The organism is Aquidulcibacter sp., assembly GCF_049239865.1.
In the GTDB taxonomy this organism is placed as follows: domain Bacteria; phylum Pseudomonadota; class Alphaproteobacteria; order Caulobacterales; family Aquidulcibacteraceae; genus Aquidulcibacter.
In genome coordinates this window covers 1-20,750 of record NZ_JBMLTR010000059.1, presented here as the reverse complement: position 1 = coordinate 20,750, position 20,750 = coordinate 1, and the positions used below count along the sequence as shown (strand labels likewise).

The 20,750-nt window shown below is 53.8% G+C and carries 18 protein-coding genes and 1 tRNA gene; 6 read left to right on the top strand and 13 right to left on the bottom strand.

Translation table 11 applies throughout. The features are described 5' to 3' along the window. Nucleotides 1-421: 421 nt before the first annotated feature. Nucleotides 422-1,993 carry a hypothetical protein gene (locus ACOVRA_RS04185; RefSeq protein ID WP_421719201.1) on the top strand — a complete coding sequence of 524 codons (1,572 nt, stop codon included), beginning with the start codon at nucleotides 422-424 and terminating at the stop codon, nucleotides 1,991-1,993. A gap of 25 nt (nucleotides 1,994-2,018) precedes the next feature. Here ACOVRA_RS04185 and ACOVRA_RS04180 read toward each other — a convergent pair whose 3' ends face one another. Both ACOVRA_RS04180 and ACOVRA_RS04175 read right to left on the bottom strand, forming a co-directional pair. Beyond that, nucleotides 2,019-3,386 (bottom strand): aromatic ring-hydroxylating oxygenase subunit alpha, encoded by a 1,368-nt coding sequence (locus ACOVRA_RS04180; protein WP_421719200.1) that lies wholly within the window; start codon nucleotides 3,384-3,386, stop codon nucleotides 2,019-2,021. A 437-nt stretch (nucleotides 3,387-3,823) separates the two neighbouring features. Then, nucleotides 3,824-4,558: a hypothetical protein gene (locus tag ACOVRA_RS04175; protein WP_421719199.1), complete on the bottom strand. Its 735-nt coding sequence runs from the start codon at nucleotides 4,556-4,558 to the stop codon at nucleotides 3,824-3,826. A gap of 149 nt (nucleotides 4,559-4,707) precedes the next feature. Between ACOVRA_RS04175 and ACOVRA_RS04170 the strand changes: the two genes are divergently transcribed. Continuing rightward, a complete protein-coding gene (locus tag ACOVRA_RS04170; protein WP_421719198.1) occupies nucleotides 4,708-6,615 on the top strand; it encodes an alpha/beta fold hydrolase in 1,908 nt (635 codons plus the stop codon). A 206-nt stretch (nucleotides 6,616-6,821) separates the two neighbouring features. Here ACOVRA_RS04170 and ACOVRA_RS04165 read toward each other — a convergent pair whose 3' ends face one another. Next, nucleotides 6,822-8,363 (bottom strand): ATP-binding protein, encoded by a 1,542-nt coding sequence (locus ACOVRA_RS04165; protein ID WP_421719197.1) that lies wholly within the window; start codon nucleotides 8,361-8,363, stop codon nucleotides 6,822-6,824. A 494-nt stretch (nucleotides 8,364-8,857) separates the two neighbouring features. Between ACOVRA_RS04165 and ACOVRA_RS04160 the strand changes: the two genes are divergently transcribed. After that, on the top strand, nucleotides 8,858-10,423 hold the full coding sequence (locus ACOVRA_RS04160; RefSeq protein ID WP_421719196.1) for a PQQ-binding-like beta-propeller repeat protein: 1,566 nt from the start codon (nucleotides 8,858-8,860) through the stop codon (nucleotides 10,421-10,423). Between the two features lie 321 nt (nucleotides 10,424-10,744). Here the strand turns inward: ACOVRA_RS04160 and ACOVRA_RS04155 are convergent. The 5 genes from ACOVRA_RS04155 to ACOVRA_RS04135 all read right to left on the bottom strand — a co-directional run bounded on the left by ACOVRA_RS04155 (nucleotide 10,745) and on the right by ACOVRA_RS04135 (nucleotide 13,626). After that, nucleotides 10,745-10,819, bottom strand: a tRNA-Gly gene (locus tag ACOVRA_RS04155). A 53-nt stretch (nucleotides 10,820-10,872) separates the two neighbouring features. After that, nucleotides 10,873-11,127, bottom strand: a complete 255-nt coding sequence (locus tag ACOVRA_RS04150; RefSeq protein WP_421719195.1) for a hypothetical protein — start codon at nucleotides 11,125-11,127, stop codon at nucleotides 10,873-10,875. A 102-nt stretch (nucleotides 11,128-11,229) separates the two neighbouring features. Next, nucleotides 11,230-12,351, bottom strand: coding sequence for a nitrilase-related carbon-nitrogen hydrolase (locus ACOVRA_RS04145; protein ID WP_421719194.1), 1,122 nt, complete (start codon nucleotides 12,349-12,351; stop codon nucleotides 11,230-11,232). Next, nucleotides 12,348-12,728, bottom strand: a complete 381-nt coding sequence (locus ACOVRA_RS04140; RefSeq protein WP_421719193.1) for an MmcQ/YjbR family DNA-binding protein — start codon at nucleotides 12,726-12,728, stop codon at nucleotides 12,348-12,350. The genes ACOVRA_RS04145 and ACOVRA_RS04140 overlap by 4 nt, the downstream gene beginning before the upstream one ends. Then, complete coding sequence (locus ACOVRA_RS04135; protein ID WP_421719192.1) at nucleotides 12,715-13,626, bottom strand: polysaccharide deacetylase family protein; 912 nt, start codon at nucleotides 13,624-13,626, stop codon at nucleotides 12,715-12,717. The genes ACOVRA_RS04140 and ACOVRA_RS04135 overlap by 14 nt, the downstream gene beginning before the upstream one ends. A 112-nt stretch (nucleotides 13,627-13,738) precedes the next feature. Here ACOVRA_RS04135 and ACOVRA_RS04130 point away from each other — a divergent pair, with 112 nt between their 5' ends. Then, nucleotides 13,739-14,227 (top strand): SRPBCC domain-containing protein, encoded by a 489-nt coding sequence (locus tag ACOVRA_RS04130; protein ID WP_421719191.1) that lies wholly within the window; start codon nucleotides 13,739-13,741, stop codon nucleotides 14,225-14,227. Between the two features lie 77 nt (nucleotides 14,228-14,304). Here ACOVRA_RS04130 and ACOVRA_RS04125 read toward each other — a convergent pair whose 3' ends face one another. Further along, nucleotides 14,305-15,069 carry an outer membrane protein gene (locus ACOVRA_RS04125; RefSeq protein WP_421719190.1) on the bottom strand — a complete coding sequence of 255 codons (765 nt, stop codon included), beginning with the start codon at nucleotides 15,067-15,069 and terminating at the stop codon, nucleotides 14,305-14,307. A 445-nt stretch (nucleotides 15,070-15,514) separates the two neighbouring features. Further along, complete coding sequence (locus tag ACOVRA_RS04120; protein ID WP_421719189.1) at nucleotides 15,515-16,453, bottom strand: DUF3137 domain-containing protein; 939 nt, start codon at nucleotides 16,451-16,453, stop codon at nucleotides 15,515-15,517. 195 nt (nucleotides 16,454-16,648) lie between these two features. On the opposite strand from ACOVRA_RS04120, the gene ACOVRA_RS04115 reads away from it, so the two are divergent. Next, nucleotides 16,649-17,212, top strand: coding sequence for a LemA family protein (locus ACOVRA_RS04115; protein WP_421719188.1), 564 nt, complete (start codon nucleotides 16,649-16,651; stop codon nucleotides 17,210-17,212). A 116-nt stretch (nucleotides 17,213-17,328) separates the two neighbouring features. Then, a complete protein-coding gene (locus tag ACOVRA_RS04110; protein WP_290807542.1) occupies nucleotides 17,329-17,742 on the top strand; it encodes a hypothetical protein in 414 nt (137 codons plus the stop codon). Between the two features lie 63 nt (nucleotides 17,743-17,805). On the opposite strand, the gene ACOVRA_RS04105 is transcribed toward ACOVRA_RS04110, so the two are convergent. The 3 genes from ACOVRA_RS04105 to ACOVRA_RS04095 all read right to left on the bottom strand — a co-directional run. Continuing rightward, nucleotides 17,806-18,453 (bottom strand): OmpW/AlkL family protein, encoded by a 648-nt coding sequence (locus tag ACOVRA_RS04105; RefSeq protein WP_421719187.1) that lies wholly within the window; start codon nucleotides 18,451-18,453, stop codon nucleotides 17,806-17,808. A gap of 195 nt (nucleotides 18,454-18,648) precedes the next feature. After that, nucleotides 18,649-19,431, bottom strand: a complete 783-nt coding sequence (locus tag ACOVRA_RS04100) for a succinate dehydrogenase iron-sulfur subunit (protein ID WP_290816676.1) — start codon at nucleotides 19,429-19,431, stop codon at nucleotides 18,649-18,651. Between the two features lie 165 nt (nucleotides 19,432-19,596). Beyond that, on the bottom strand, nucleotides 19,597-20,750 hold a 1,154-nt coding region (locus ACOVRA_RS04095), incomplete at its 5' end, for a type III PLP-dependent enzyme (protein WP_421719186.1).

The window sequence follows — 20,750 nt, the reverse complement described above, 5'->3', positions numbered from 1 at the left end:
TTGTTAACCATTATTGAATAATTAACCACACTACTGATTAAGTGGTAATCGTGTACTTATTATAATGCTTTAATTCGGAATTTAGGTCAAAATTTTAGGACACCAGATCATTACCCGTGAGAATTTTGATCAATCTCACGTTAGTTATATGAGTACGTAAGACTGCCGTATTTGAACTGCAGATGGCCGGTCGCGCAGCACGTCTTAGAATGATTGTCCCCAGGGACTGCTTATACCCTAATGCGTCCAATCACGCACCCTTGCCACGGCTAAAGGGCTCGGAGCTATGTGGGATTGCAAAAATACTCCATCAAAATTAGTCTGAATCGAGTGGCATGAACTGATAAATTTGAGGATAAAGATTTTGCGCCAAAATATTATGGTTCTCTTTCAAATTCTTGCTGCGATTTTGATGTCGTGCATGTCGCAAGCTGCATTGGCGCAGGAGGGCATGCCGGAAAAGACTTTCCTAAGCACAAATCCAGCATTTGGCGTTATGAGCGGTGGTCCTGTTAAGACCGAATCCGGTGCTATCGCATCGAAAGGCACGCTGTTATCCGTCCCCTTAAGCTATGCCCGTTCCGGGCGCTTGGTGGCGCAAGTTCAGACCACCGATGGACGCATGCGCGCAGGGACGCTCGTTCATCGATTTCAGTTTTCTAATCGTTCAGGCCAGGACCGAATTGAAGCCTGGTGTGGGCTGGGTGACCGCAATCCGAAGAAACCTGCACCTGTTCAAGAAAGCCTCTGTATCGTCTTTACCCGGGACGGGCGCGCCCTGTTCGTTTGGCCCAATCAACCCTGGGATTATGAGTCTACTGAACGAAACATTCTTCCAACCCAATTTGTGGGATCTTCGGCACCAGAATCCGACCCAAGCCTCGTGTTTGACCGTCCCGAGATAAAGCCTGTTCCCCGCGTGGACAGCGAATTGTCCTATGTTTTTGTCGTCAACAACCTTCCGCCGGACGCAATCATGTTGGGAATGCGCCTGCAGAACCCACAAGGAAAGTTTAGCCGTTCGTTTCAGCCTGGCTTGCAAATGATACCCGTCAAGGATGGCGTGGGGGCAGTCAACTTTGGCCAAACAAGAATTGTACTGCGCTCAGATGGGCAGACGGTCAGCGTGGTGTCGGTAGATACCCTTGAACCCGACCTCGCACCCCAAGAGGCCGACAAAGGGATAGAATCGCGCGCGCCTGAAACGGCGTCAGACATCCCTGAATCCCTGAGGCCGCGCCGTTTCGTTATTCAGGGTCTGCAACTTCATCCAGACAAGTTCACCCCAAACCCAGGCAAAATTGCAAGCGGGGAAATGATCGCCTCTGGCCCCGCAACTTGGTGGGAGACCGGGGTCTTATCCGGGGAGCTGCGAGGCAATGCGGAGTCTGGGACGATTGACGCCCCTGCTGGAACCCGGCTCTATCGCGTGGAGTTTTTTGAGCCCGGTCCTTTGTTGACGCGCACGCGCTCCTTTGCATGGTGTGGCGGCAAGATGGCCAAAACTGTTTGGGGTACACGCCAAGATACTGCTTATTGCCTAACATTCCCGCCAGAGGGCTTGCCGGCTGAGGCACCCATCATCGTCCAAGCTACATTCGGCTATGATTTTGCTGCGGACATGCGCGATTTTTTGGCCACAGTGCTTCTGAAGTCTTCCGGTGTGAAACTCATTCCCGACCCTAGCCCGGTGTCGCCGACCTTTGAAGTTTCCATCAAACTTAGAGCGATCAAACGGAATGCGATTGATCTGGAATTCATTGCAAACAATGGCAAAAATTCTCAGTCTATTTTGAGGTTCGACTTCCCTCGTGAAACGGGAGTTAATAGCCTGACGCTACCCTTATGGACCCATAGTCTTGAGCTAACGATTGGACCCGATGAGAGATCAGTAACGGCAGCCTTGATCCCAGGGGACGTCTCAAAAGGGCCCGTCGATATTCGCTTAGAAGTGGGGCAGCAGATATCACCCATAACAGGACGTAAGCGCTGAGATCTGCTCTGTATGCGAACTCCGCTCACTTCGACATGTAATCATCCAGCGTATTATGAAAGTGGCGGATGCGGCTTTCTTGATAGCGGGCAAGCGTAATGCCGGGCTTGCGGGTTGTCCGAAGGCCCTTTTGAATCCGCATTAGATTATTGGTGTCTTGGTCGGCCACCATGGCGGCTGAGCCCAAGCCTTCAGCGTCCGCCCATTTTTGGTCTTCACTGAGCCATTGGATTTGTGCAGGCGGAGGGTGGGTACCGTCTTCGGCCTTGGAGAACAAAAGCATGATCTCCATGATGCAGCGCTCTGGGTCATCGCCATAGGGCCGGAAGCGATAGCAGATCGGCAGCGCCTGTCCGCCCCAAGGCACCATATTAGGGAAGAGCAAATATTCGATCAGATCGAGCGCTTCAGAATCCGATAGATTTGCCATGTCGCGCCCCGATGCGCGGCCAATCTTCTCCCGCGCACGCTGCGCCAGCTTGGCGCGAGCGGGCTCCCCCTCCTCCAATTCAATGGGCTTGCCGCCATAGAAAGGGACATCGCGACGAATGTGATCGACGGTTTTTTGTGGCGTGACGTTTTGGGCGTCGGGGCTTGGCACGCCTTGAACCGCCAACATGCGGCTCACATGGCGAACGCCGGGCCAGATGTCATATTGGGTGTTGGAGTCGCCATAATAGGCGGTCACTTGGGGATGCGCGTAGGGCACATGATAGCTCTCGATAAAAGCTTCCATCCCCAGTTTCCAATTACACGGCAGCACTTTGGCGACATGGGTCGCTTTATAGCGATCCTCCAGCGCAAAGGCTTTGAAATGCTCAGGCAGAATTTCCAGATAGGTTTCCAGTGGCTCACACTCGGGGTCGAAATTCACGAACACAAAGCCACCCCATAAGCCGACTTTAGCTTCAGGCAGGGTCATCTTTGACCGGTCTACATGCTCAAAATCCCAGTCCTGCGGGATATGCGTCAGCTTGCCTTGCAAGTCCCAGGTAAAGCCGTGGAACGGGCAGCGAAACTGCTGAACACAACCACCCGTGGTGCGCAGCAAGGTGCCGCGATGTAAACAGGCATTGATATAGGCACGGATTTCGTTCGCCGCGGTGCGCACCACAATCAGGCTATCATGCACGATTTCATAGACGAGATGGTCGCCAACATTGGGCAATTCCTCGACGCGGCAGGCCAATTGCCACGTCTTGCGCCAAACTTTCTCAATCTCTTGATTGTGCCAATCTTTTGAGAAGTAGCGCTCAATCGAAATATCGTCGGTGCTCAGCCCCTCAGGTGGGCTTTCGTCCAGCATGACCGCAGGCGGCGCAATCACATCCGCCGCAAACACCGTTTGAACCGACGGCTCTGGCCGACCTTTAAGGATGTTCAGCTTGGTCATATCGGTGCGTCCTTTACGTCGAACTCTGTGGCGAACTGCTCAGGTCAGTCATAAAGGCAGAAAGGCCAAATTAGCAATGCGCTATGCCGCTCGGTGAAACACAGAGGCAGCATGCGTCTGGGTCATGGTAAGGCTCACGTGAGACTTAAGACTCAATTCGGTGGAAGAACTCTGGGACAGGCTTTGGTCGCGCATTGGCTCACGCTGTTGCGAATGCTGCGCAACGCCGAAGGAAAGGGGCAACTCCCAGGGACCCTCGCCTCACCCTCACTCTGCTAAAGGCGCGAGGTTTTGAAAGGCCGGTGCCGTTGGTGCACTCCTAATGGAGTGCACCCTGCGCGAGGCGCGCCGTGCTCGGCCACAACAAGCATGTCTCGCATTTCAACATTGGACAGCGCGGGCACCTCAAATAGATCACAACAAATGGCTCTTTTCGGTCAGAATTTATACGTGAGCCCAAGTTGAATTACTGGGAAGACATTGTAACCGTCGACTGTGTCTTCAATCTCTTTTGCCTCATCGAGCAGTTCTTGATCGAGCCTCGCTTGAGTTGCCGCAGTCAAAGTCGTTCCACCCGTTCGCACCACTGTTGCATCTGCACCAGAACCAAATGCAGCACCTGCGAGAAGCCTTAATCCGAAGCGGCCTTTAGTGGTGAAGGTAGTGTCCCAACCCAAGCCAACGAATGGCGCTGTGCTGCCAAAGTCGAGCTTACTACTTAAAGTGCCAATTTCGGCAGCCGTGAAGAACTCGTCGCCAACTTCGACACTTGTTCCAGCTGCAGGCCGACCGGAAACCTTCAATTCTCTGGCACCCAAATAGACGCCGCCAGACAGAAAGAAAGAACCTTCCCGCGGATGGAAATCGGCAAATAAGCCAGTCGTCGAGAAATCAAGCTCGCCGGTGTAGACGATTCCGTCACCATCCACATCTGCGTCAAACTTAAGGGAATCAAAGCCCCCCCTAAGTGTGATCTTTGGATTGAGCTTAAACTGGCCTTGGACACCGACACCTGTTGTCCCGCCGTTGACGCCAATTGCGATCCGTTCTTTCAGCGTCTCCGCACTTGCGGTTCCTGCAACTAACGACATTGCGAGTGCGGCAATGACTAGATTTGTGAAATTCATAAAACCCCCTGTTGAATCAAGTACGCACTGTTCGTTGGCCGGCAATTCAGGCCTGTCTAAATCTTACACATAGGAAATAAAGCTTCACCATAGCCATTTGTAGGGTGCTGTTTTGTCAATGAGTCCACAAACCATAGCCACATACTTAAAAGTAAGAAATAATATCATTATAACTTCTAGAATGGTCACATCAAATGAAGGCCCCTAAATTTACAAAATTATTTCAAAGTTTAGTCGAAATGCCCGAGCGGGCGACTTTTGAGCTTCTTTCGGATTCCGAAGCATTTGAGCGCACAGCACTAAAGGAGCACCCCACTAGACCCTCCTACGCAGCCCTGTTTCAAGCCAAAGCGCTCGCTTTTTTGCTTTTCGATTTTGACGACAATCGGCTTTTGTCGCCGGCACCGCCTTGGGTGCCAAATGTGACGCACTTTAGCGAACTCGAAGCTTGTGCGATCGCATCAAGTAACGATGGACGCCTTAAGTCTTTCGTCTTCGACGGATCGCGGCTCATGCATTTGCTTTGGACGCCCACTGAAAATGCTTTGGCTTGGAATATCCCTCAAGTTATTCGCGACTTTATCCGAGCGAACCCAGTCGCAAGGGTCGTAATTATTGCTGGGGGAGCGCGAGACGAAGGGCCACTCAAAAACACCGCCAGTGGCTTTGGGCTCTCCGACTTGGAACAGCGAGTTTTGATTTCAACAATTACGACCGGAAGTATTAGAGCGGCAGCAGAAAGTCTGAACATCGCCTATGGAACCGCTCGGGCTACGCTAGTCCAAGCCGCGCGGCGTCTCGGGCAGCCCAACACACCAGCGTTAGTCCGGACAATTGTGGAGGCATCCTTCGGTGTCTTCCCAGACGATGCAAAGAGTCCAACACTCTTTTCTGAAATGCTTCAAATTACCCAACGTCAGGCTCAACTTGCGTTGCTGGTGGTTAGCGGTGCGACAAGGCACGAAGCCGCGTCTGCAATGAACATTAGCGTTCCACTGGTCAAAAAAGAGCTTGAATTGATTTACACAAATCTACAGATCGAAAGTGCTGCAGAACTGTCCCGCATTATGGTTGAGGTGCAGGCATTGCGTGCATTTGCCCGAACAACAGATGGTGCTCCTGGCTTTCTTGATCGCGCAATTGAGCCGGCTCGATTTGCGGTTCGGCCAAGTACGAATGAACTGATTGGCTGGAGCGATTATGGACCCGCATCAGCTAAACCGATCTTGGTTGTCCATAGCAACTGGTCTTGCCGGGCGGTTCCAAGTGAGTTGTTAGTTGCCCTTCAAAAGCGCGGTTGGAGGCCGATTTCGATCGACCGCCCCGGCTTTGGAGCCACGAGCCTCGGTAGCTCAACTCCTGACAACCCTTTTGAGCAAGCAGTTCAAGATACGTTGCACGTAATGGATAAGCTGCGCATTGAAAAGTTCGCGGTTATCGCCCGCGCAGGCAGTGATTTTGTTCGGATACTTAAAGCCTCCGCACCTCAACGCGTTGGCGCGGTGGTTCTCGTATCACCGACGCTCCCCACCAAAGTTAGCAGAAAGCGAACGGGGATCATGGGCACCATGAAGGATGTCTTTCAAATTGATTCTCTAATCGAACTGTTCTTTCGAATTGTATGCTCACAGATAAGTTTGGAGCGCGTCGAAATGCTAACCCGTGCAATTGTAAAGGGTGCATCTGTTGATGAAGCGCTTTGCGATAACCCACAATTCATCTACGATAGATTTCGGGCTGTTAGGCCTTTTTCGACCGGCAATTTCCTTGGCGGGATTTACGAACAAGGCGTTATCTCACGAGGAGACTTTGCCTTTCCAAAAATTGAAGTAATCGATTGGGTCATCATGCAAGGCGATGATGACAATCATAACTCCCTTGAAGATGTTAAGGCGCATTGGTCAACAATTCTGCCGCAAAGTACAGTCATAAATGTGAAGGGAGGCGGCCGATTCCTAACCTCAAGCCACCCCCAAATAATTGTAGACCAACTCGAAGCGATGACGAAGCGCGGCACTCGAAAAGTCAATTCTGCCCGTAGAATAAGACGCACTCACTTGGAGCCTCAAGTTGATTCACGGCAAGTTGCACCAAATCAGTAAAGTGCTCCGCGCCGGAAGAGGGCATTTCATCAATGGAATGCACCACGGGCAAGCTGGGGCGTCAAACCCAAACGGCCCTTTTGCAAAGTCATCGCCTGCGGCAAAGACGGCTTAAAGCGAAATCGGCTAGCAACAATCGCAGTGGAGTTGGCGCATTCCTGACAGAAAAAGCCCTAAGTGCGACGCGCATTAATCACGTGTACGCCTCAGCCCACGCGCTTTTTCAGTTCGCCTTCTGGCTGATCCTGCGGGGCGAGAATGCGTGATAGGCCGTTGAACAATGTGTCTGGCGTCACGGGCTTTGCGATGTGATGGTCAGCGCCCGCTTCGAGGGAGGCCTGCAGATCTCGCGCCATGGCATTTGCGCTGAGCACCGCAATCGGCGTTTTTTGAGCTTGGGTTTTTTGCTCCAGCGCGCGGATCGCGCGTATTGCGCTAAGCCCGTCCATTTCGGGCATATGAACATCCATCAGAATGGCGTCAAAGGCTTGGGTCTCAAACGCGCGAACAGCTTCGAGCCCGTTTTCGGCAAAGGTGATCTGGGCCTGTAGCGGCTCAAGCAGCATGGCCACAACGCGGCGGTTAACGGGATGGTCTTCGGCGACAAGAATGGATGCGCCAATCAGATGGTTTAGATTAGGAGTCGAGCTTGCAGCTGTCCCCATGATAACGGGCGCGCCAGCGGCCTGGTCACTGCGCGGTATCGCAAGGTCCACCGTGAAGGTGCTACCGCACCCGGGCTCAGAACGAGCCTCAATCGTGCCGCCCATCATGTGCGCCAACGCCTGACAAATGGCTAAGCCCAGACCCGTGCCACCAAACTGACGGGTGATCGAACCATCCACCTGCTCAAATCGGGCAAATAATCGCCCATGCGCCAATTGATCGAACCCGATCCCGGTGTCTGTCACTTCAATGCGAATATTCGGCAAGTCTCCAGATGCCGCAATCGGCATGACCTTGACGGAGACTTTGCCTGTATGGGTGAACTTAACGGCGTTTGAGCAAAGATTTGAGACAATCTGGCGAAGACGCATTGCATCCCCAACATAGATTCCCCGCGCACCGTCTTCAATTGTCACATCAAAGCTGAGGCCTTTCTCGTCGGCGCGTTCCCGCATCAAAAAGGCCGCTGCCTCAACTTCGCTCGCAAGGTCGAAGGCCAAATGTTGTACGTCGAGTTTTCCGGCCTCGATCTTGGAGACATCCAGCAAATCATCGATCAGCCTTTGAAGAGTCTCGCCAGAAGCGTGAATGAGGTTTGTCATTTCCCGTTGCTTATCAGGCATGGGGAGCATGGACATGGCCTTTGCAATGCCAACCACACCATTGAGCGGGGTTCGAATTTCATGGCTGATATTCGCGAGAAAGTCGGTTTTTGCTTGGTTTGCAAGCTCAGCTGCAATTTTGGCATCATTCAGTGCCGAGCGCATGCCGCGTGTTTTTTCGATTAAGGCAGAGGCAAACAGGATCGATGGAAACCCAACCAGTAGCGGGACGGCAGTGCCCACCAACCCGATCAGCGCGATAATCCCAATTTGACGCGTAACATCAAAGAGCCCGATGAATAAAAACCCTAGGGCCATTGAAACGAGACAGCTACTAAGGACGACAATGAAGAGCAAGACCGCATGCAAACTAGGCGTGCTACTCTGTTCAGCCCGATCCAGCAGGCGATTCAACACGCGATGGGGCATGGATGCGGACGTGGTGAGGCTACTAGATGACGCTTGGTCTGTATCGCGCACGCAATCACCTTCAAATCCTAAAGCGCGCACACGAGTTAACTCGCAAGTACGGCACACTACACTTCAAAAAAAGTATGCACACATAAAGGTTTCGATTTGGAAAAATAAATCCAGTTGAACTTAGTCAAATGTGGTAAGCGCTCGCGACAGAGAAAGCACGACGCTGTGCTGTCATTCAACCATTTAACTTAGAACAACCTCAATCTGCGCACGGCGTTCTTTGGAATCTTTCGACGCTGGGTCACTTGACCCGATATATTGGTGTTAAACGTTGGCGGTTGAGTGATGCTGCAGTCTCTCAAGACTGCGCCCTAGGGCGCGCAGCGCGCCATTAGACCTTGAGGTTTCTGGTGGGAAAAAGGAGCCAAAGCGGCCCAACGATCGGTAGCAGAGAAGTCCGCAATCGGTGCATTGACAAGTCACCTATCAAAAGTAAGACTACTGCCAATAGAACATTTAATTTAAGTCTATCGAGATGTGTTGAGGCGAGTACTATGAGATCCAAATTTATTATCGTGTCATGCCTGTTTCTTATTAGTTGTGGCGGTGGCGGTGGCGGTGGAGTTCCTGTGCCGGTTGTACCGGCACCCCCTCCGATACCAACCTTGGGCGTTACTTTAGTCCCCAGTGCTAGCACATTAAATGTGTCCGAGGAGTCGACTGTCGGAACATTTAAGATTGATGCGACCTATACGGGCGACTCTACGGATCCAATTGTCCCAGTATTAGCCCTTGATAACAATCTTCTCCAAATTGAAGGCGCGATCACCCAGTCGGGAAAGACGTTTAGCGCGACCCTTAAGACAAAAGACGGCTTGGCCGTCAAACAACACAAATCCACAGTGCAATTCAGGCTTTGCAAAGAAGCGGGCTGCACCACGGTATATCCCGGATCAACCACGAGTTTTGAGCATACAATCGAGGTTAGCCTTTCCAATTGGACGACGCGCCAAAGAAATGCGGCGCACAATGGATTTGTTCGCCTAACTCTGGACCCAACTAAGTTTTCAAAATCGTGGGAATATATTTCGCCGACCGCCGTTTCAATTGAACCGATAGCCGCGCAAGCCGGTAGCGTGTTTACGACGGTACGTAACAACGACGGCTCAACCAGTTCTCTTGCCTTTAATGGCAATAGCGGGGCTCAGCTCTGGCGCTATAATTTTGGAAATATTCACAGTGCTAGCGGCCCGGCAATCGTCGGCAATCAACTGATTTTCAGCACAATGCAGACGTCATCAACCAACAACCAAATGACCGTCCTAAATGCATCAACTGGGCAGTTTGCGCGCAATTTTGTATTTGCATCTCAATGGTCTACCTTTGCCCAACCAACTCCAAGCGGTGACAGCGCCTATATTGCCTCGGGTTACTTTGGAAACGTCGTCTATGGCTTTGACCTCAAAGCTGGCAAGACCATGTTTGAAGTCAATGGTTCAGGCGCGAAATCATGGGACGGTCAAACGCCAGCCGTTGATAGCAAATACATCTATTATTACTCTGGAAACTTAGATGTTTTTGACCGTACGACGGGTGCGCTGGTTAAAAGCATTCCTGATCCATTTTGGACATGGAATGGCTATTCCTATGGCGGCACGCCAATGATTAGTTCGGACAATAATGTGATTGCGTTTTCGGGCAATGGGCAAGGTACTTACAATGTCTCATTTCCACTCGTGAATTTTAACATCCAAACGGGTGTTCACAGATGGCGGACTACCGAAAGATACGACGGCCACCCAGCTGCAGCCAAGGGTGTTATCTATGCCTGGAGTAATGAATTTGGGCAGCTTTCAGCAATTGAAGAAGCAACAGGGAAAATACTTTGGGCTTGGCCCTTACCTGCGGGCCAGCAATTTTTCGGCAACATTATTGTAACTGAGAATTTGCTCTTCCTCAGCACGACGTCGGGCATTTACGCGATTGATCTGACAGGTACTCGTCAAACGGTGTGGACGGCCCCAACACCGGGATGGATTGCCATCACGCCAGACGCAAAATTAGTCGTGAACAGCTACAACCTTAGTCCGGTGAAACTGACTAGCTATTCCTTGCGCTAAGACCTCCAGTGGGTCGCACAGAAATGTTTTGTTTTGCGATCCACTCCGTCGGGTATTGCCATGAATGACTACGCCAATGGCGGGCGTGAGGCATTTCCCCGGCCGCCATCTGGAAGTTCCGACCCTGTCTTATGACAAACAGGACAAGGTGAGCGCTTGAGCCTGCGCCTCGCACGTCCTAGGGCCGAGGCACAGGCCCACTTGCCAAGGTGAGAATCAGAATTGAACCCTGCTTCAGAAATCTGTGCCCCGAGCCCCCATTTATCTGAAAACGGGATCGGAGCCTGAACACCTACAATATTCTGTTTTTATTGTAGTAATTGGAGCGGGCGATGGGAATCGAACCCACGACATTCAGCTTGGGAAGCTGACGTTCTACCTCTGAACTACGCCCGCATGGATGGGAAGGAGCCGGGTAGAGCCGTAGATTTCGCTCAACTCGTAGGTCTTCACATCAGTTGGTCCTTTTTGACCATTTTCATGTCGGTTGCAAGGCCAGACACTGGAGAGTGATCTACCGCCATCTCAGATGCCTCCAGATAAAAGGCGGCCATCAAATCAGTCACTTCGTCGGAGATAGATAGCAAAAGCGGGTGGAGCTGTGTTTCCGGGTGTTCCTCAACAAAGGCTTGCCAACTAGTGAGGATGAGTTGAGCGCGGTCAATGATTTCGTGAAGTCCTCGCTCAGAGCGGATATTACCCATGACTGTATACTCCCACTTTATTACCCATGAGTATGGGCGCGTGGGGCGCAGAATTCCAGAGTTAAATACATTGTTTACACCTGCAACTTGCAGCGTGTTGGATCAGCGCAAAATCCCACGGGCGGCCATGTCTTCGATCACGGCACGTTGTCGGGCCAAAACCTCAGCGCGTTCAATCATCTTGCCGTCTGGCGTTTTATTGGCGGGGGCCAAGCGGGTATCGGCATAGGTCTTTTCAAACGCATCCATCGGCAAGCGCGATAGCGTGTTGGTCATGCCGGTTTTCTTCCGCGTCTCGCGCAAAGCCGCGATATCGAGGACGGCATTGGCGTTAAAAGTCTCGCCCGTGCCGGCTTCGGCCAAGGTGCGCCCATACCAATCGAGCACAATCGACATGCCATCGGTGGAATTGGCTGCTACCGGCGTGCCGTATATGCCGGCTGAATTGGCGCTGACGACATAGGCGATGTTCTCCACTGCTCGGGCCATTTTGGAAATGTGCTTGGGCGTCAAATTCGGGCTGCCGACTTCACTGGTAGGGTGGAGCAAGATTTCCGCGCCCTTAAACACCGCCATGCGCGCGATCTCGGGATAGAGGATTTCTTCCGAAGCTATCGTGCCCAAGGTGCCGATTTCGGTCGCCGCTACAGGGAAAACCGCGTCGAGGCCGTAAGCGTCGAGATATTTGTCCCAGACGTCATAAGGGCTGGGCGTATAGAGCGAAATCATCCGGCGATAGCGCAACACGACTTGGCCCGTCGGCCCATACACGACATTGGCTTGAAAATAGAGATCGGGGAAATGGGGGTCGTTCTCATAATGGTTGGAGCACAGATAAAGTCCGTGCTTCTGAGCGATGGCGGCAATGGCGTCTGCTTCTGCCCCTTGCATGTCGATTGCGGCCTTGGCTTGCCACTGCTCGCGCGTTTCGCCCAAGGGGAAGCTTGTCAGCCAGTATTCGGGCAGGACAACCAGCTTCAGATCATAGCCATTAAAGCCTTTGAGAAAGCCCTTCGCCGCGCCAATCTGGCTGGAGACACGCGCCATGGTCGCATTCATGCGGGCGCGGGCGGCTTCCTTGATGCTGTCTTGATTGACGGCATCGCAACGGGTTTGCAACGCCAAGGCCGAGTAGCGCGTGGGCGAGGTTTGGGCGGTGGCATCGGTCATGGCTAAGCTGGCTCCAGCGGCAAGGGCGGTCAAAAGGACGTCACGGCGGTTCATGTTTTGGGGCTTCCCGCTTGTTCAGCATCCCATTTTTTGAGGAAGGTCTTTTTGGCTTGTTCGCGCCAGACGCGCTTGAGGTTGGCGACAACCCAATCGGGATCGACCTTATCAGGGCGGGCGAGGATCAAGGGCCAGCTTTTGTAATGGGGCGTGAAGAAGAAGGTTTCTGGATCAACTTCGATCAGGAACTCTCGCTCTTCAAAGGTGGTCTTGAATACCGGCGCATTTTCCTGCGGGCTCCACCACACCCACATTTTGCCATGCGCCTTCAAATTAGGCTGTCCCCAAGAGACGGCATCTTCCACATTGGGCAGGTTGAGCGAGAGGGCCAGCGCCCGCATACTCTCCCACGTGAAGGGCTCAGCCTGCGGCATCAGCAATCTCCTGCGCGGTTGCACTCCACAGCTGATCATCGGATGCGAGTGCGGCAAATATCTCGCGCACTGCCCACAGGCGGAATGGCAAGCCCGAGACGTAAGGCGTCAAGGTAAAGGACAGGACTTGGCCGCCATAACGCGGACCCTCCTCGACCAATAGATCGCGAGCCGCCAAGATTTGGTTGCGCCATTCGGCCTCGCTCTGGCGCTGGTCGATCAAAAGTTTGCGGTCATCCAATTCGTTCGCTAGTGGCACGCAGTTTAAAGCCCCCGACGCGGTTGCCATCGGCCACGGCACGCTATCGCTTTCCCAATCGAGGCAAATGTCAAAGCCTGCCGCCTTGATCAGATCCGGCGTCTTCTCGCTTTGCTGTCGGGCGGGCGATAGCCAGGTGCGCGGGGCAAGGCCTGCCGCCTGAAAAGCCTCGCGCGTGCGGGCGACATAAGCGGCCTCAATTTCGGGTTCGATCCCGCCCCAATGGATTGAGTCTGTATCCCAGCCATGGGCGGCAATCTCGTGTCCATCGGCCAAAATCGCCTCAATCAAGGGCCTTTTCTTCTCCAGAAGGACGGCATTGACGGCAAAGGTGGCCTTCAGGTTCGCCGCCTTTAGCGCCTTGAGCAAGCGGAACACGCCCACCCGATTACCATAGTCGCGGCTGGTATAGTGGCGCAGGTCTGGATAGGGCGTCACCATGGCACCTGGATGCTTGAACGGCTTGCCCGAGGGGTTCAGCATGAAAAATTCCAGCGGGATCACGATCAAGGCGGCCACTGTCTTGCCGCCGGGCCAGCTGATTGGCGTCCGCTGATCGCCCTGCCGCCAGCTATAGCGGTCAATGTCTTGGCCATAGCCACGCTTAGGATAAGTCAGATAATCTGTCGGCAAGGTCATGGGCCACTCTAACCCTGCTTAGCGACAGGTTTCAAGGCAAGGATATATCTTTACGCCTCGTTCGGCTGTAGCCTTGCGAATGAGCGCTCAGGAGAGATGCGAGGGGGGTGCGATGGACAAGGAAATCGAGGCTGCGGGCGAAGGTTACATGCGCGTAGAACGTCGCGGCGACCGAGAGTTGACGATCAGCCGGATGTTCAATGCCAAGCTCCAAGCGGTCTATCAAGCGTGGAGCCAACCAGCGGTCTTCCAGCGCTGGTGGGTGCCCCAATCCTCCCACGGCATCCGTCTGGTGGCGTGCGACATGGCGGTGCACACAGGGGGGAAATATCGCCTAGAATTTGCGATGGGCGACGGTGAGCTCTTCGCCTTTTATGGCAAATATCTCGATGTGGTGGAGAACCAGCGCATCGTGTGGACCAATGATGAGGGCGAAGCAGGCGCGATAACCACCGTGACCTTTGGCGAACTCGGGGACAGCACACAAGTGAGCTTCCACGAACGTTACCCGACAGCTGAGGCGCTTGAAGAAGCGCTCGAAAGCTCTGCCCTCGCCTTGCCAGAGCAGTTGAACCAACTTGGCAATTTACTGAATAGCTAGAAGGTCACGGCCCGCCTGAGCGGGCCTTGAAGCTGTGGCCCGAGCATGTCGGGGCGGATGATCGCGAAACAGGAGGCTTAGTAATTGAACAAAAGCCCGGCGCGCACTTCCCCGCCCTTATAGTCCGTGCGGGCAGCATAATCGATGCCAGTCAGCGCCAAGTTTTGGCGAACTGCGGCGTTTCCAACGGCTGTTACCGTGCCCTTGCCGAGATCGGTATAAATATACTCGCCGCGCAAGGTTGCCCCTTCCAAGATCCGCAATTCAGCGCCAACACCAATGGCCCAGCCCGTCAGATTCTCGCTGTTGCTTCCAGCCCAAAGCAATGTCGGCGCGCCATTGACGGCAACCGAGGCTTTGGTTTCCACCTGCGCGATTGCCAGGCCACCTGTGCCATAGACAAAGATACGATCGTTGAACGATGCGCCAAGCCTGCCGCGCAAGGAGGCACGTATGCCATATTCCTTGCTCGCCGAGGTGGTGAGGCCAGTTGGCGCAATGCCTGCAATCGGTGCGCCGGAAAATGACGCAGTTTGGCTATCGCCGCCGCCGACGAGATCAATTTCCCAGCCCCACATAATAGGGCCTTCGCCTCGGAAACTATTGCCCATAATGACACCGTAAGTGACGCCGTCGATCGTTGGCTTGAGCTGGTTGGGCACAATCGTTGGTCCAAGATTACGAAATGCGGTCGTGCCAACCGTGTTAACAGTCACGTCCGTATCATTATGCGTGCCAATCACGACACCGCCATAAAGCCCCCCCGCGTCTTGCGCCAAGGCCGAGCCAGCACTGAAACACAGGGTGATTGCCGCAGACGCAGCCAATAATACTCTATGCATAGAAAAACCTCCGAGGTGTCGGATCGATACGTTGTTAACTCTAATAAAGACTTAATTTTTCACTTCAGTAATCGGTCTCTTCAACCTCCGATATCGAGCCGCAGAGGGTTTATGCCGCTATAAATATTTGTTTCAGAAAGAATTTTCTCACGCGCTTCGTGATCGTGTGATAAAGTGCCCACGTGGCGCACGCCTCCAACCAAAGGAGATGGTCAGACTGGGTCGCACCAAAATTGTCGGGACTGGACCGTAACAGGGTTCAACAAAAGGCTCACCTTGACTTAAATTTGCCCAGCAAGTTGGGAGTGATCAGAGCCTTTGCTTGGGCACTGCTTGTGGCAACGAGATTCTGAGATCATTCAAGTTGCCACGACCTCGGTCGAAACGGGGCATGCCTATGGGGATGCACGCCAAGCGACGCGGGGTCTTTGTGGATGAGGCCCCCTCAGCGCGCCCGTTCATTTAGCGCTTGGGTAAGGTCGATAAGGCTACCGAGTTGGTCGATTGTGGTGGAGAAGCGGGCGTCATCGCCTTCGGCATCGATCCCGCCACTTTCAAACATATCACGGGTTTCGATCACCACCACGACCCGGCCCTGCGCAAAGGCCAGACGCATGTTGTGGCCATTGAAAGCCGCTTCCATTTCCATCAGGCGCTCGCAAAACGCGGGGTGGAGGAGATAGCGCGCTTCGACTTGATCGGTGGACAGCACTTCAAAGCGGCGTTCAAAATCAGGGTGCACCATTTTGACAGGCTCTAGCTTCAGGCCTGTCATGCGAGCGCCCAAGTTAACCAAGCCATTGAACAGGCCCATATCTTGGCGCACCAAAGTCGTCGACGTAAAGGGCCGCGCAAATTGGTAGCCCATAATGACGCCTTGAAACACGGTAACGAGGCGGCGGTTCTTGCCCTCACCTTGATATTCTTGCAGATGGGCTTCGTGCAGCGTGCCTTCTGAGGCGCCGAACGTGCCATCCCAAAAGTCGCTATAGTCGGCTTGATCGGGGCTGGAAGGTAAAAGGCCCATGCGGGTGGCAAGTTCAAAATCGGCGCCGGGGACCCCGTCTAACTGATAGCGAAGCCCCAGCGCTGCGCCCAATTCTTCATTCGCCCGCACTTTGATTTGTTTGGACATGGCTTGCACAGGCAAGTTCGCAATCCACCAAGCAATCGCACCGATGACGGCGCCGACGACAAAGCCGTATTCGGCTTGATCCGGCATGAACGACATGACGGCGATGGCCGCAGCCGCCGCAATACCCATCCCGACCATCAAAATCTGGAGGTTGCGACGCTTGGCCTCTTCGCGTGCAGCGGCTTGGCTATCGAGCCAATCGCGCAGGCCGTTGGACATGACGTGGTCAAAAAGGGCTTGATGTCTCATGGGCCCTAGTTCTAACGCGGCCAAGTAAACAGAAAGCAACCAAGAATTCGGGTTAGTTCAACCGATCGGAGCCCAGTTTAACGATTTATAGGCTTTCCTCTGGCATGGAAGCACGTGTGTGGGGCCATGCTTGGCGCTAAAATCTTCATGTGAGTGGTAACAGGCGCTTGCGCCGGACTGTTGGGAGTAGAGGCAATGGAATTGTTTATCTGGGTGGGTATCCCGGTCATTTTGATCTTTTTGGTTGCCGGCATGTATAATAATCTCGTAGCCGCGCGCCAGAATTGCAACCAAGGCTGGGCCGATATTGATGCCGCACTGCGCCAGCGCCATGACCTCGTGCCAAATCTGGTTGAGACTGTCAAAGGCTATGCCACCCATGAATCCGGTACGCTGACTGCCGTTATCGCGGCACGTGCCGGTGCTTTGGATGCCAATTCGCCCGACCAATTGGAAAAAGCGGAAAAAGTTCTATCTGGCGCTTTGGGGAATTTGATGGCCGTCGCCGAGAATTATCCAGACCTAAAAGCCAGCGCCAATTTCCAAACCTTGCAAGGCGAACTGGCCGATATTGAAGACAAACTCGGTGCTTCACGCCGTGCCTTTAATGCGGCTGTGGCCACCTATAATACCGCAATCCAGTCCTTCCCCAGCAATATCGTCGCGGGCATGTTTAACTTCCCAGAGCGGACCTATTTTGAGCTGGACCGGAATGAGCGCAGCACGGTGAGTGCGGTTCCAAAGGTCGGCTTTAACTAGAATATAAGCATACCAAAGGCCGGAGCTCCTCCGGCCTTTATTTTTTTGTTTCAAAGTTAGTCAAAGTTAAACATTCGGCGCTAATATTGCGATCAATATTGATTGGAGAAGAGACGATGTGGCCACGTAATCAATCTGTCGGAGCAGGCGGCGGACGCAGCACAGCCCCCGGCGGCGGGCTCTACACGGGTCCAGGTGGCGGTCGCTCTAAAGAACCCGGCGGCGGGCTTTATGATGGTCCAGGCGGTGGCCTTTATAAAGGTCCTGGTGGCGGGCTTTCAAACGGGCGTGGTGGCGGCCTTAGCCGGGAACCCGGCGGCGGTCTCTATACCGGGCCAGGCGGTGGCCTATACACGGGGCCAGGTGGCGGCCTCTCTGCTGAAATTGGCGGTGGCGCTTATGCGGGCCTCGAAGGCCCCGTCTATATGAGCAACATCCCACCGTGGGACGTCTTCCTGCAGATCCTATGTGAAGACTATCCTCAATATGCGCATTTGGCCCATAAGATCGAAAGCGCGATCCGGCTTTAAGCCCGTTGATAAAAACGCACGATAAAGGGCATCACTCAGCGTGATGCCCTTTTCGTTTGGAAGCTAGAATTTATAGCCGATCCCGACCGAAGCCACCCAAGGATCAAGCGTCACCTTGGACTTCAAAGCTCCGAAATTGATGGTGGCGTCAGTCTCAAAGGCAATGTGCTTCAAGTCTACATTGACCGACCAAGGTCCCTTCGTCGCAATATCGGCCCCGACCTGAAGGGCATAGCCAAAGTCGTCTTTCAGATCGACATTGAAGCCATTCTTGCCGTCTTGGGAAGCAAACCAAATGTAGGTGAAGCCCGCACCAATGTATGGCGAGACACGCGCCTCTGGGGCAAAATGGTATTTGGCCGTCAAAGTAGGCGGCACATGCCAAAGCTCAGAGACCTCAACATTGGTCGCACCGCCAACAGCCTTCACTTTATGATTGCCAGAGCCAGCAATAAGCTCCAACGAAACGGCAGGGTTGACGTAATATTCGATGCCAATGGTCGGGACAAAGGAGTCATTGACCTTCACATTCAAGCCGGTGGATGCGCCGGCAGCGGTCAAGATCGCGCCGCTTTCATCCGGAACAATGCCGGTCAGGCGCACGTCTAGCTTGATGGTGCCGGCTTTAGGGGTTTGGAAAGCGTCTTGCGCGAAGGCTGTGCCGCCGGTCAGAGCCATGGCGGCGATAGCGGTTACTAGAAGTCTTTTCATCTGCGTCCCCTCAGGAAAATTGCCTCAAACTAGGCTTTGAGAACGCTGAGACTTATGAGCCTTTGCTCTGCCAAATTCGATTTGTCACTTTGCCGCGCGACGGCGTGCCGCGCGTCCGCTTGACGCAGGCAAGGGTTCAACGCCCATAATGAGCGCCGATCTCGTCATTCAACCGATTGGGTTTGGAATTTGCGCTTAAAGCGCGCGCTCGACCATCATGGTCTTGATCTCGCCAATCGCCTTGGCGGGATTGAGGCCCTTTGGACAGACTTGGGCGCAGTTCATGATCGTATGGCACCGATAGAGCCGGAATGGGTCTTCCAGATTATCGAGACGCTTGCCCTTTTCCTCGTCGCGGCTGTCGATCAGCCAACGATAGGCTTGCAGCAAAACCGCGGGGCCCAAATAGCGGTCGCCATTCCACCAATAGGAAGGGCAAGAGGTGGAGCAACAGGCGCACAAGATGCACTCGTACAGACCGTCCATCTTTTCACGGTCTTCTGGGCTTTGCTTCCATTCCTTCTCAGGCGCAGGCGTCGTCGTCTGCATATATGGCTCGATGGAAGCATATTGAGCATAGAAATTGGTAAGGTCCGGCACCAAGTCCTTGATCACCGGCATATGTGGCAGCGGGCTGACCGACAAGGTGTCGCCTGGAATTTCGTCATGGCCCTTGGTGCAGGCCAAGGTGTTGCGCCCGCCAATGTTCATCGCACACGACCCGCACACACCTTCGCGGCACGAGCGGCGGAAGGTCAAGGTCGCATCCATCGTGCTTTTGATATGGATCAGCGCGTCCAGCACCATCGGGCCGCATTGATCGACGGCGACGTCATAGGTGTCCCAGCGCGGATTCTGGCCCGTCTCCGGGTCGTAGCGATAAATCTTAAACGTCCGCACTTTCTTAGCGCCGGCAGGGGCAGGATAATGCTTGCCCTTGGTCACCCGAGAATTGGCTGGAAGTGTAAGCTGTACCATGCGACGCGTATCCTCATACCGACTGCGGTAGATGTGACATAGTCCAAGTCATAAGCTTCGGCAAAGGGTTCTGGGCGCTGGAGTGCAGTAAAGCGACAGTCCGCCAAGCAAAAGGCAGGCCCCAGTCACAGGGCCTGCCTCTTTTAAACGAAAGTGCAGATTGTATTAGGCTTTTGCCGACCGGTTGAGCCGCTCAACGGACAGTTCTGGAAGCGGGAACATCGAGGCGTGCGGCGCATCTTCTGCGATGACATCCACACTCTCACCATAGCCATTAAAGCGGGTGGCCATGGCGACGCCATAGGCGCCCAACATCCCAATCTCGATCCAATCACCTTCGCCAATATCGGCTGGCAAACGGAACGGACCTTTGGCGGCGTCCATCGAGTCGCATGTTGGCCCATAGAAGCGGAAGTCCGCCAATTTGGACTGTGTGCCACCGTCAGGACGGATCAAGGAAACAGGATAAACCCAATTGACGTGAGTTGCGTCAAACAGATTTCCGTAGGAGCCGTCGTTGATATAAAGCGCGTCGCCCTTGCGAAGGTCGACTTTGACCACGATGGAAGTGGCTTCAGCAACCAAAGCGCGGCCGGGTTCGGCCCACAGTTTGCAATTCATCGTCACCGGCATCGCATCGAACACGCGGTGAATTTCATCCACGAAAAGCTGCATCGGTGGCGGGTTCATGCCCGGATAGATGGATGGGAAGCCACCGCCGACATCCACCACATCGATGGTGACACCCGCTTGAATGATCAATTGCGAGGCTTCACGCAGTGCGGCGCGCCAAGCGCTGGGATTCATGCACTGGCTGCCAACATGGAACGACACACCCAAATCTTCTTGGGTTGCAGCCCGAGCCCGACGCAGAAGCGACACAGCTTCTTCGCCAATGGCACCAAATTTGGCTTCCAGCTTCAGACTGGCGTCCGCATTGCTGACGCGCAGGCGCACAACAAAGGTCAAGTCCTTAGCGCCATCGGTCTCATCGAGAATTTTTTGCAGTTCTTCCACGCTGTCGAGCGCGAAGATGCGGCAGCCAAACTCATGATAGGCCCGCGCAATCGCTGCGCGGTTCTTGACCGGATGCATGAATGCCAAGGTCGCAGTTGGGAACATGTCCCGCACCAGCTTGCACTCATTGACCGAAGCGACGTCAAAATGACGTACGCCTTCACGCCACAAGGCTTCCAGCACCCACGGTGAAGGGTTTGCCTTCACGGCATAAAGAATTTCTCCCTCGAAAGAATCGAGGAACCAGCGTGCAGCCGCCCGAACAAGATGCGGACGGTTGACGGCCAATGGCACATCCGGAC

What these genes read in the sequence shown, in the direction of transcription:
- ACOVRA_RS04185 (WP_421719201.1), top strand. Translation starts at nt 422, where the DNA reads ATGTCGCAAGCTGCATTGGCGCAGGAGGGCATGCCGGAAAAGACTTTC.
- ACOVRA_RS04180 (WP_421719200.1), bottom strand. Translation starts at nt 3,386, where the DNA reads ATGACCAAGCTGAACATCCTTAAAGGTCGGCCAGAGCCGTCGGTTCAA.
- ACOVRA_RS04170 (WP_421719198.1), top strand. Translation starts at nt 4,708, where the DNA reads ATGAAGGCCCCTAAATTTACAAAATTATTTCAAAGTTTAGTCGAAATG.
- ACOVRA_RS04160 (WP_421719196.1), top strand. Translation starts at nt 8,858, where the DNA reads ATGAGATCCAAATTTATTATCGTGTCATGCCTGTTTCTTATTAGTTGT.
- ACOVRA_RS04150 (WP_421719195.1), bottom strand. Translation starts at nt 11,127, where the DNA reads ATGGGTAATATCCGCTCTGAGCGAGGACTTCACGAAATCATTGACCGC.
- ACOVRA_RS04145 (WP_421719194.1), bottom strand. Translation starts at nt 12,351, where the DNA reads ATGAACCGCCGTGACGTCCTTTTGACCGCCCTTGCCGCTGGAGCCAGC.
- ACOVRA_RS04140 (WP_421719193.1), bottom strand. Translation starts at nt 12,728, where the DNA reads ATGCCGCAGGCTGAGCCCTTCACGTGGGAGAGTATGCGGGCGCTGGCC.
- ACOVRA_RS04135 (WP_421719192.1), bottom strand. Translation starts at nt 13,626, where the DNA reads ATGACCTTGCCGACAGATTATCTGACTTATCCTAAGCGTGGCTATGGC.
- ACOVRA_RS04130 (WP_421719191.1), top strand. Translation starts at nt 13,739, where the DNA reads ATGGACAAGGAAATCGAGGCTGCGGGCGAAGGTTACATGCGCGTAGAA.
- ACOVRA_RS04125 (WP_421719190.1), bottom strand. Translation starts at nt 15,069, where the DNA reads ATGCATAGAGTATTATTGGCTGCGTCTGCGGCAATCACCCTGTGTTTC.
- ACOVRA_RS04120 (WP_421719189.1), bottom strand. Translation starts at nt 16,453, where the DNA reads ATGAGACATCAAGCCCTTTTTGACCACGTCATGTCCAACGGCCTGCGC.
- ACOVRA_RS04115 (WP_421719188.1), top strand. Translation starts at nt 16,649, where the DNA reads ATGGAATTGTTTATCTGGGTGGGTATCCCGGTCATTTTGATCTTTTTG.
- ACOVRA_RS04110 (WP_290807542.1), top strand. Translation starts at nt 17,329, where the DNA reads ATGTGGCCACGTAATCAATCTGTCGGAGCAGGCGGCGGACGCAGCACA.
- ACOVRA_RS04105 (WP_421719187.1), bottom strand. Translation starts at nt 18,453, where the DNA reads ATGAAAAGACTTCTAGTAACCGCTATCGCCGCCATGGCTCTGACCGGC.
- ACOVRA_RS04100 (WP_290816676.1), bottom strand. Translation starts at nt 19,431, where the DNA reads ATGGTACAGCTTACACTTCCAGCCAATTCTCGGGTGACCAAGGGCAAG.